Genomic DNA, 9,265 nt, shown 5'->3' with positions numbered 1-9,265 from the left:
GGGCGGCGTTCCTCAGGGCTATTGCAGGCGGCCGTGACTGGAGCGGATGCGCAACACCTGCACCCGCGACGGCAACTCGATCAGGAACTCTTCGTCCCGCTCGAGATGGTGGATTTTCGTCGGATCGCCGCCGGTGAGCGCCGCCATCGCCTCGACATTTTCCCAATAGGAAATCGTCACGAATTCCGAATGGGTCGGCGTGTCCTCGCGAAAGGTCTGCACGCCCAGCGCCTTCTCGATCAGCGGCTTGATGCCGGCTTGATAGTTGTAGCTCTCATAGGCATCCGCCTTTTCAGGCACGGTTCTGCCGCGCCAGATACGAGCGATGGTCGGGGATTTCTCTGTAGCTTTCTCTGTCATGGCCAATGAATTCCTGCTGGTCTGATTGGTCCGCGGCGTTCGGCAAGGCCAGCCAAGGAACGCATCTCCCCGGCTGGCAGCCTGGTATCCAGTTGCCGGCGACTTTTTATCCTCCCCGGCCGACGAGCTCGCGCTGCCCCAGACAGGCCTCCTGCCGACCGGTAGGAGACTTACTCCTGATCCTCGGCGCCGCCTCCGTGGAAGAAGGACCGGATTTCCTGCATGTCGACGCTGCCGTCACCGTCCTCATCGACGGCGTTGAATATTCGCCCGACGAAATCCTGGACTTCGCTTTGAGAAAGCGCGCCATCGCCGTCCGCATCTACTATGGCGAACATCATTCGCATCTTCGCGCCATGCATCCCGCGTGGAATGCCGCCGCGCCCTCCCATCTCCCACCCTCGCTCAGGTGGGCCCATCCTGTAGTCGCGATGCCAGCGGTCGGGACCTCGCCGTTCTGCCCGGGGCGCGCGATCTTCCTGCATTCTCTCCTCCAGCATCTCGGTCATCATCTGGCGCATCATTTCGCGCATGGCATCCTGGCTCTGCCCGCTCATTGCGGGCGACGGTTCGGCGCCACGATCCGGTGCCGGCGCGGCGGGCGCAGGTGGGCTCGTCTGGCCGAATGCCGGCGCGGTCAACATGGCCAGCGCCGCGGCAATTACGGTGGTTTTGCTTGCGAGCGTCATCGTATTCTCCATCGGTATGAATTGTAGCCGAATATGTCTGCATCCAAGCCAAACCGGCTGCTCGCCTCATGGTTCCTGGGCAGTCGGCACGGCGGCGGAAAAGTCCGCCCGATCGCGGCAACGAAAGCCGCTTACCCACGTTGCCATGGATGCGACGCTCCACCAGGAGGAAAAAATGGCCGACGATAAGAGCAAGCGAGATTTCCGCGAGCGCGACCGCGTTGCTGCGGAAGACGACCGTGAAGTCGAGTATTTTGCCCAACAGAACGGCGTCACGGCCGACCAGGTCCGCCAGCTGATCAAGAGCTTCGGCAATGATCGCGGGCGCCTGACCGTAGCTGCGAAGGCATTGCGAGGGATTTCACCTGCCGGAGCCGACGAGGTGACCAGGGAAGCCCGCCAGCAGGCGACACCCATGCATCTCGGCAAACCCGACGAGTGATGCCGGGGGGCAACTGCTCTGCCGCTGCCGCGGGCATCAGAACTTGCGGCTCAGATAATCCGAGTCGCGCAGTCCGAACCGCCACTCGGCATCGACAGCCTTGGAAATGCCGATCCGGCGGCCTGTCAGAACGGCGCCGGCGTCGCCCGGCTGCCTGAATTCGAATGGCGGCACGTCCAGCGGCAGCCCGTCATGGGATTTGTCGATTGCCAGCGCCTGGCAAAGGCGGCCCGGTCCCGAGCAAAGCAGCCGGGGATCGTCAACGCCGCGATTGGCCCGCATCACCTCCAGCCCTAATCGCGGTTCGATTGCGCGGACAAGCACGGCACTGCCGGGCAGGCACACGGCATTGAGGCACCAATGCAGGCCATAGGAGCGATAGACATATGCGCTGCCCGGGGCGCCGAACATTGCGCCGTTGCGCACCGTCCTGCCACCGAAAGCATGCGAAGCCGGGTCATCCGGGCGATAGGCCTCGGTCTCGACGATGATGCCGCCAACGCCGTGCAAAAGCAGCGTGGCGCCGATCATGTCGCGCGCCACGGTGGTGGCGTCACGGGCAAAGAATTGATGGTTGGTGGTCAATGTGCAGCAGACTCGATCACGCCTGAACTTGGCGCGTCAGCAAGGTCCCGGACCGGAAACAAAATGTCCAGCCATCGCGCCGCCGAACCTGGGGCAGCGGTATTCAGCGCAGCATGGCTGCGCCGATGAAAACTGCAGCGGCCAGCACGACGATGGCGGCAATCACCAGGACCGGCCAATATCTGCGCGGTTGGACGTCGGGCTCATCCTTCAGCGGGCGCATCGCATTGGCATAGCTCGCCTGGTTGGTAAACTTCGGCGTTTCATGGCGCGCGGCAGGGCTCTTCGGCGGAGCGTTGCCGGCGGATTCCGCGTCCGTTTCCATGGGAGCCGCAGCCGGATCGATGCCCGGGGTCTTGTCCCCTTCGCGCCCGGCATCGATATCGCCCCGCGCCTGAGCCGGGCTTCGCCCAAGAGGTGCTGCGTCGGTCATCGTCGAGGTCCTTTCAGAGCATCGGCCTCAAGCATTCTAACCTGCGTCTCATTTCAAAGTTCCCCCGTTTCAAAGTTCCCCCGTTTCAAAGTGCCCCCCGTTTCAAAGTGCCAACGAGCGAAAACCGCCTAGGCCTGCTTCCAGGAACAACCGGCGATCGAGCGGGTTGAGCAAGCATCGGGGAGAGCAACATGGACTTGGTGCGCCACGCGCCTACCTGCGCGGCAGTTCGACAACAGGCCCAGCGAGTGCGCATGATCTACTTCACCGCAGACACGCATTTCAGCGACCCGCGCATCCTGCGCATCGACCGCCGCCCGTTCGGCTCGCTGGCGGAACATGACCGGTCGCTCATTGCGATCTGGAACGAGACTGTCGGGCCGGAGGACGAGGTCTGGCATCTCGGCGATTTTGCCAGGGGATCGGCCGCGTTCGTGTCGTCGCTGCTGGCGTCTCTTCATGGCAGCAAGCATTTGATCATCGGCAACAACGATGCTGCGGCCACCATTGAGGCCACAGGTTGGGCGAGCACGCAACACTACAAGGAGCTGGCGCTCGACGGCAGCCTGCTGATCCTTTGCCACTATCCTTTTCGCACCTGGAATCAGATCGGCAGGAAATCGATCGACCTGCATGGCCATTCCCACGGCAGGCTGACCCCGGTCACGCGCCAGTATGACGTCGGCGTCGACAGCTGGGCTTTTCGTCCGGTCACGCTGACCACCATCCTTGCCAGCCGCGGCCGAAGGGCGGCGCGGCAAAGCCGTCAAAAAGTCGAGTGATCGAAAGTGCCGGCCGTGCGTTGAGCAATTTCAACGCCAGGGAGCACGCCATGAACAGACGTGAACTGATCGATGCCGACGGCGGCAATCATGCCGCAAAACCCATTCCGCGCGCCGCGTTCGATAGCACCTTGGCCCTGCTGCGCCAAGGCTATGACTTCATTTCGGCCCGCTGCCGGCGCATGAACACCGACATCTTTGCCACGCGCCTGATGCTGCGGCCGGCAATCTGCGTCCGCGGTGCCGAGGCTGCCGAGATGTTTTATGGCGGCGACCACTTCACCCGAATTGGTGCGATGCCGCAGACCACGCTGCGGCTGCTGCAGGACAAGGGTAGCGTCCAGGCGCTCGACGGCGCCGCTCACCGCCACCGCAAGGCGCTTTTCCTGTCGATCCTGTTGGATGGCGACCAGATCGAGCGGCTTCGCGCAACCTTCCGTCGCGCCTGGCTCGACCAGCTGGAAGACTGGCAGCGGCGTGACGAGATCGTCCTGTTCGACGCCGTAAACCTCGTCCTGACCCAGGCGGCAGCGGCTTGGGCCGGCATCCCCGCCGACAAGGATCGCGCCGAACTCTGCCGCGAGCTCAGCGGCATGGTCGAGAACGCCGGCGGCATTGGGCCGTCGACCATGCTGGCGCTGTGGCGGCGACGCCGGACCGAACGCACTATCGGCGAGCTTGTACGGCGCGTTCGAAGCGGCGCGCTTGATTTGCCGGCAAACAGCCCGGTCCGCCTGGTCAGCGAATATGTCGATGCCGAGGGAATGCCGCTCGATCTTGCCAGTGCTGCGGTCGAGATCATCAACATCATCCGGCCGGTTGTCGCCATCGGCCGCTTCATCATGTTTGCGGCGCTGGCGCTTCACCAGCACCGCCAATGGTACGATAAGTTCGCCGCCGGCGATGACGACGGGCTGGAAGCCTTCGCCGAGGAGGTTCGCCGGCTCTATCCGTTCTTCCCGTTCATCGGCGGCCGCGCCCGCCACCCCTTCGAATGGAAGGGCTACCGCTTCGGCAAAGGCGACTGGGTCCTGCTCGACCTGCACGGCACCAACCACGATCGCCGCCTGTTTGTGGAGCCGGACCGATTTATCCCGGAGCGCGGCTTGAGCTGGAAAACCCACGGCTTCGACTTCATCCCGCATGGCGGCGGAGATCCGGAGACTACCCATCGCTGCCCCGGAGAAGCCGTCACCGTCGCGCTGATCATGGAAGCGGTTCGCCTGCTGACGCGGTCGATGGCCTACCAGGTGCCTGATCAGGATATGACCGTTTCGCTTGCCCGCATGCCGGCGCGGCCGAAATCCGGGTTCAGGTCCGGGTTCAGGATGGATAATGTGCGGCGAAAACCCGGCTGAAAGGCTGCCGGTCGAACCGGAACCTCTGCGGAGCTGAGGCGTTCGAAAATTGCAAGGCGTAAAGGCAAACGCAATGGCTCAGAAGATCACGACAGGCGCGAACGACCGGCCGCGCAATGAAACCATCGGCCAATCCGGCGAAGGCCTGCCGGACGACAGCAGCAGGCCGCTCGAGGTCGACGAAGGCTGGGTCGCCCGGCTGAGAAACAAACTGCAGGGCAACCCCCGGCAAGCCGGTCAGACCAACACGGACGAAGTCCCCGCAGGCACTCCAGGCGCTGGCGAGAATATTTGCCGCCGCTGTGCAGGGTCAGGCATGATCGACGGCCGCACCTGCCCCGAATGCGGCGGAACCGGCAAGGTGACGACGCCGATAGGCGGAGGCTGAGCAATTCCAGGAAAAGTGTGAAGCGGTTTCCCGTCCGGTATTTGCGTCAAACAATAAGATAGGCCGGTTCTGCGTTTCCGCGGAACGATGAACCGTCCAGCGCCGGTCAGATGGCCGGCACCCACTTCCAGAACACGCCTTCCTTGCGTTCGGGGTAGTGCTTGAACTCGCATTCGAAACGCCAGCCGTAGTTCTTGGCGGCGGCAAGCGCCTCCTTGCTGACCGGGTTCATGCCCGTTCCCGGCGCAAACCAGTCCTCCAGCAAGTCATCGGGGATATAGGCGCCGATCCTCAAAGGCAGCTTTTCAAGGACGACATCCATTTCGGGCGGTGCAGGCACGGCGCGCTCCTTTGAAACCTACCCGCGAAGAAGGCGTTCAACGCCAAGCGGGTTCATTCTTCTGTTCATAGTCCTGGAACGCCTTCTGGAGACCGCCGATCACCTCGGCGGACGTCTCGAACATCGCCTTCAGCTGCGGCTCATCGACCTTCTCGATGTCCTCGCGAAGGTGCTGCTTCACCTCCTCCAACTTTTTCTGCATTTTCTGCGTGTGGTGGCGCGGATCGCGGTCGGCAGCGCTAGTCATGATCAATCTCCAATTTGTGGGTCTCGGAGAACTCGCCCGGCTCTGAGGATCGACAGGCGGGTTTGCAGCGTAAACGGCTTGCCGATAGCTGTGGTTCCCGACTGCCGATGCGGTCTTCGCGCGCCCAGCGCGCCGTTCCTTCTTTCAACCGCCCGGTAGCAAGTCCGAAGGGCGTCTCTGGCCAAGGACGGCAATCCACCACCTACAGCCTACGCCTCGTCCGCGATCCATTCGAGCGAGGCGCCATGCGGGTCAGTCCAAGCTACAGGGGAGCCGTTCACAGACAGGAGGAAGCGGCCGGGCGGCCAGCTTGTTCCGGCGCGTGTGGCGATGGACGGGAAGACGCGAGGGAACTCATTCGATACCCAATAAGGCGAGAGACGCATCGCCTGCTCGGCGAAAGCTTCTCTGTCACCAAGGTCGGAGACATAGTCGAGGACGGCTGTGTGAAAGATGACGAGTGTAGCGTCCTTTGGCGCTTCGTTGCAGAGTTGCACGAGGTCGCTCCCGCGCAGGTCGCCCTTCACCACCCGAGGCTTGACTGTGGCAGCGATCTTCAGGGCCGCCCGCAGATTGGCGAGCCGTGCTGTCTGTTCCGGCCAGACCAGTGTCTCAAGCCATGCGACTTGCGAGTCGTCCGAAGCATCTATCGGGCTCAGGTCCAATCCCGCCCGCCAGACGACTTGCGGCAAGGCCGTCGGCAATGGCGTTGTTTCGCTGGCGAGGCATCGGAAGACAGGCGGCTCCAAGGCCATCGCGGGTGCGCGGATCACCTTGCGTCCGTAGCCATAGCCATAGAGGTCGGGCATGAGGCAGAGCCCTGCGGAGGTCCCGACCTCGATGAGGGCCAGCGGCTGCGGCAAACGCGCCAGCACGGGGAGCAGGGTGGCGCATCTTCCCGGCTCGTTGGTTTGCGTTGAGCGCTCGAGCATGAGCGAGCGGATAGCGTCGGGATTAGCCTGAAGCGCCTGGCGAAACTCGGTCCACCCTGTCGGCGTGCCGAACAGGTGACGCACCGCTGCAAGTAGAAGGTTCGGTTGCCGCTTTAGGTCCGGAAGGGTCGACAGGAAACCGAGCGCCTCCCGGTTCCCAGCGACTGCCCGAGCCAACTCCTCGTAGAGCGGCGAGCGACCGCGAGCTTCCGTATCGGCGAAGCGAATATATCGGGCTGAGATCTCGGGCAAGCCCTCCTCGTCCATATCCGCTGATCCTCGGTCCCGACGTCTCATCACAGTACACGATCCACGGATCTGATTGGAGCCAGGCCCGGCGTTTTTACACAAGCTCGACCCCCTGCAGACTTCCCGCGGTCGCCTACTTGACCGTTGCGTTAGGAGGCTGTGCGCAACCCAAATCTGGGGAACTGTCCCTAATTAGTGTCTCACCCAGGGGGGGGGTCCATCATTTCTCCGGTATAAACCGCAACCCATGTCTCCGGGCCGTACATTTTGAGATTTGGCGCACCCGACAGGATTCGAACCTGTGACCTCTGCCTTCGGAGGGCAGCGCTCTATCCAGCTGAGCTACGGGTGCCTTCAGGATCGGTGATCCCAAAAACGAACCAGCCGGTAAACCGGCCAGCCACGGCTTCTTAGCGGAAGCAGGCGCCGGCTTCAACGGGCAATCGCCAGCGGGCTCAAGTTGCCGTAGCAGCCCGGGGGGAGACAGACACCGTCCCGTCCGGCGGCCGCGCCTGCTCATTCTGTCACGGTAAGCACTGCCTTGCCGCTGATGCTGCGCTGCCGCAGCGCGTCCAGAGCTTGGGCGACGTCCCGCCACGGTACGGTCATGACCACGCGCGTTTCGAGCCGGCCGGCTGCGATCAGCGCGAGCAGCGAGGCGATGTCGGCGCCAACCTCCGGACCGGAGGCGTAGTAGGCGAAGGTCTGCAGCCGCGCACCTTCGTGCCCCGGAACGAACTGGCGGAAGCCGATGGGCGTGAGTTCGCCGCTGCTCGAGCCGAACATGACGACGGTCCCGCCGGGCGCGATCCGTTCGATCGCGTGGGCGAGGCTATCGCCGCCCACCGATTCGGTAATCAGCGAGAACAGTCCTTCGGCCAGCTCGATCGTTTCGACGACCCGTTCGGCTCCGAGGCCGCGGAGATCGTCGGCATGCCGTTCAGCGGCGACCGCCACCACCGACGCGCCCTGCTGGCGGGCGATCTGGATCTGGAAACGGCCGACCGCGCCGCTTGCGCCGGTAATCAGGACCCGCTGGCCGGCCAGGTCGCCGCCGAGGCGCAGGGTCCGCAGCGCGGTCGTGCCCGCGACCGGAACAGTGGCGGCGGAGACGAAGCTGACGTCGTCCGGCAGGACGGCGAGGTGGTCGGTCGGAACGGCGACCCGTTCGGCCCACCCGGCCTCGTCGACCAGAGCCGCAACCCGGGCGCCGACGGCCGGCCCGGAGCCGTCGGCCGCGGCGCGCTCGACAATTCCGGCGACGTCCTGACCAGGCACCCAGCCGTTCGGACGGATGTTGAGCAGGCGCAGTTCGCCGCGGTTCAGCGAGACTGCCCGGACCGAGACCAGCGCCTCATGCGGGGCGGGCTCGGGCTCACCTAGCTCGGCGAGCCGCAACCCGGTGGCGCTGTCGGAAGATGTGACCAAGGCGAGCATTGGTATCGTCCCTTCTTGCTGCGTGGCGGACGCCAGCCTGTTTTCGTGCGCCGGGCTTGTTGGTCCGACGTTCAGAACGCGAGCAGGGCATGACTAAATGGAAGCCCGCCTGTCGCCTTCTGAGTTACTCATCCCTAAACTATCGACTTTCCTGTTTGAGTAATTTAGATATCTTGGCAGTCGATCGCTAAAATCAGTCAATATGAGACAGCCTCTCCGCTACCCCTGGCCTTTCGATCCGGATGATGTCCTCGCCCCGGCAATCGCCGTGCGCGTCGACGTTACCGAAACCAGGGCGGAGGTGCCGGACCACCACCACCGCAAAGGGCAACTCGTCTTCGCGCTGGGCGGTGGCGTCACATGTCGCGTCCCCAGCGGCCTGTGGATGGTGCCGCCGCATTGCGCGGTGTGGATTCCCGGCGACATGGAGCACAGCAATATCGCGACCGCCAATGCCCGGATTTTCTTCGTCTATATCGAACCGGGAGCTACCGACCTGCCGGACCGGTGCTGCACGCTTTCGATCACGCCGTTGCTGCGCGAGCTCATTATCGAGCTGGCGGATCGCGACGAGGACGATGACGCGAGGGGCGAGCTCCTGACCAGGGTTCTGCTAACCGAACTGCCGCGCATGCCTGTTCAGCAGCTACACCTGCCGATCTCGTCCGAGCCGCGCTTGAGGCGGATCGCCGCGGCGCTGGCGGAAGATGCGGCCGACCGTAGCACCCTGGCGGAATGGGCCAATCGCGTTGCGCTCAGCGAGAGCAGTCTCGCACGTCTCGTGGTAAAGGAGACAGGGCTGACCTTCGGGCGCTGGCGCCAGCAATTGCACTTGATCGTCGCAATGCGCGAGCTGGCCTCCGGCGCCAGCGTGCAGCAGGTTTCGGCCGATCTCGGTTACGAATCGGTCACCGCCTTCATCACCATGTTCAAGAAAGCGCTTGGCAAGCCGCCGGCAAAGTATCTCAGCAGTGTCGCGCAAAACGGCGGCTCTGCGTTTGTCGCCTGAACCCGCACGCGGTC

Annotated in this window: 13 protein-coding genes and 1 tRNA gene; 5 read left to right on the top strand and 9 right to left on the bottom strand. The window is 63.7% G+C overall.

What is annotated here, in order from left to right; genetic code table 11:
- Nucleotides 1-18: 18 nt before the first annotated feature.
- Both NKH99_RS20290 and NKH99_RS20285 read right to left on the bottom strand, forming a co-directional pair.
- Nucleotides 19-360: a hypothetical protein gene (locus NKH99_RS20290; protein WP_353015166.1), complete on the bottom strand. Its 342-nt coding sequence runs from the start codon at nucleotides 358-360 to the stop codon at nucleotides 19-21.
- A gap of 170 nt (nucleotides 361-530) precedes the next feature.
- Nucleotides 531-1,061 (bottom strand): EF-hand domain-containing protein, encoded by a 531-nt coding sequence (locus tag NKH99_RS20285; protein ID WP_353015164.1) that lies wholly within the window; start codon nucleotides 1,059-1,061, stop codon nucleotides 531-533.
- Between the two features lie 163 nt (nucleotides 1,062-1,224).
- On the opposite strand from NKH99_RS20285, the gene NKH99_RS20280 reads away from it, so the two are divergent.
- Nucleotides 1,225-1,491, top strand: a complete 267-nt coding sequence (locus NKH99_RS20280) for a DUF3606 domain-containing protein (protein WP_352455899.1) — start codon at nucleotides 1,225-1,227, stop codon at nucleotides 1,489-1,491.
- A gap of 36 nt (nucleotides 1,492-1,527) precedes the next feature.
- Here the strand turns inward: NKH99_RS20280 and NKH99_RS20275 are convergent, their stop codons facing one another.
- Nucleotides 1,528-2,076, bottom strand: a complete 549-nt coding sequence (locus tag NKH99_RS20275; RefSeq protein WP_353015162.1) for a DNA-3-methyladenine glycosylase — start codon at nucleotides 2,074-2,076, stop codon at nucleotides 1,528-1,530.
- 103 nt (nucleotides 2,077-2,179) lie between these two features.
- Nucleotides 2,180-2,509 (bottom strand): hypothetical protein, encoded by a 330-nt coding sequence (locus NKH99_RS20270; protein ID WP_352682364.1) that lies wholly within the window; start codon nucleotides 2,507-2,509, stop codon nucleotides 2,180-2,182.
- Between the two features lie 254 nt (nucleotides 2,510-2,763).
- Between NKH99_RS20270 and NKH99_RS20265 the strand changes: the two genes are divergently transcribed.
- The 3 genes from NKH99_RS20265 to NKH99_RS20255 all read left to right on the top strand — a co-directional run bounded on the left by NKH99_RS20265 (nucleotide 2,764) and on the right by NKH99_RS20255 (nucleotide 5,037).
- Nucleotides 2,764-3,291 (top strand): metallophosphoesterase family protein, encoded by a 528-nt coding sequence (locus NKH99_RS20265; RefSeq protein ID WP_353015266.1) that lies wholly within the window; start codon nucleotides 2,764-2,766, stop codon nucleotides 3,289-3,291.
- Nucleotides 3,292-3,341: 50 nt separating this feature from the next.
- Nucleotides 3,342-4,649, top strand: a complete 1,308-nt coding sequence (locus NKH99_RS20260) for a cytochrome P450 (RefSeq protein ID WP_353015159.1) — start codon at nucleotides 3,342-3,344, stop codon at nucleotides 4,647-4,649.
- 73 nt (nucleotides 4,650-4,722) lie between these two features.
- Entirely contained in the window at nucleotides 4,723-5,037 is a 315-nt protein-coding gene (locus tag NKH99_RS20255) for a hypothetical protein (protein WP_353015272.1), read from the top strand.
- 106 nt (nucleotides 5,038-5,143) lie between these two features.
- Here NKH99_RS20255 and NKH99_RS20250 read toward each other — a convergent pair whose 3' ends face one another.
- The 5 genes from NKH99_RS20250 to NKH99_RS20230 all read right to left on the bottom strand — a co-directional run bounded on the left by NKH99_RS20250 (nucleotide 5,144) and on the right by NKH99_RS20230 (nucleotide 8,242).
- Nucleotides 5,144-5,377, bottom strand: a complete 234-nt coding sequence (locus NKH99_RS20250) for a hypothetical protein (protein ID WP_352539901.1) — start codon at nucleotides 5,375-5,377, stop codon at nucleotides 5,144-5,146.
- Nucleotides 5,378-5,414: 37 nt separating this feature from the next.
- On the bottom strand, nucleotides 5,415-5,624 hold the full coding sequence (locus tag NKH99_RS20245; protein ID WP_352474763.1) for a hypothetical protein: 210 nt from the start codon (nucleotides 5,622-5,624) through the stop codon (nucleotides 5,415-5,417).
- Between the two features lie 209 nt (nucleotides 5,625-5,833).
- On the bottom strand, nucleotides 5,834-6,823 hold the full coding sequence (locus NKH99_RS20240; RefSeq protein ID WP_353015155.1) for a DUF2332 domain-containing protein: 990 nt from the start codon (nucleotides 6,821-6,823) through the stop codon (nucleotides 5,834-5,836).
- A gap of 257 nt (nucleotides 6,824-7,080) precedes the next feature.
- Nucleotides 7,081-7,157, bottom strand: a tRNA-Arg gene (locus tag NKH99_RS20235).
- A 164-nt stretch (nucleotides 7,158-7,321) separates the two neighbouring features.
- Nucleotides 7,322-8,242, bottom strand: coding sequence for a zinc-binding dehydrogenase (locus NKH99_RS20230; RefSeq protein WP_353015153.1), 921 nt, complete (start codon nucleotides 8,240-8,242; stop codon nucleotides 7,322-7,324).
- Nucleotides 8,243-8,444: 202 nt separating this feature from the next.
- Here NKH99_RS20230 and NKH99_RS20225 point away from each other — a divergent pair, with 202 nt between their 5' ends.
- Nucleotides 8,445-9,251: an AraC family transcriptional regulator gene (locus NKH99_RS20225; protein ID WP_352682991.1), complete on the top strand. Its 807-nt coding sequence runs from the start codon at nucleotides 8,445-8,447 to the stop codon at nucleotides 9,249-9,251.
- The last annotated feature ends 14 nt before the right edge of the window (nucleotides 9,252-9,265 follow it).

This window comes from Mesorhizobium sp. M0854, from assembly GCF_040319815.1.
Classification (GTDB): Bacteria; Pseudomonadota; Alphaproteobacteria; order Rhizobiales; family Rhizobiaceae; genus Mesorhizobium.
Note: the sequence above shows the minus strand (reverse complement) of the source record. Positions and strands in the feature narration are given on the sequence as shown.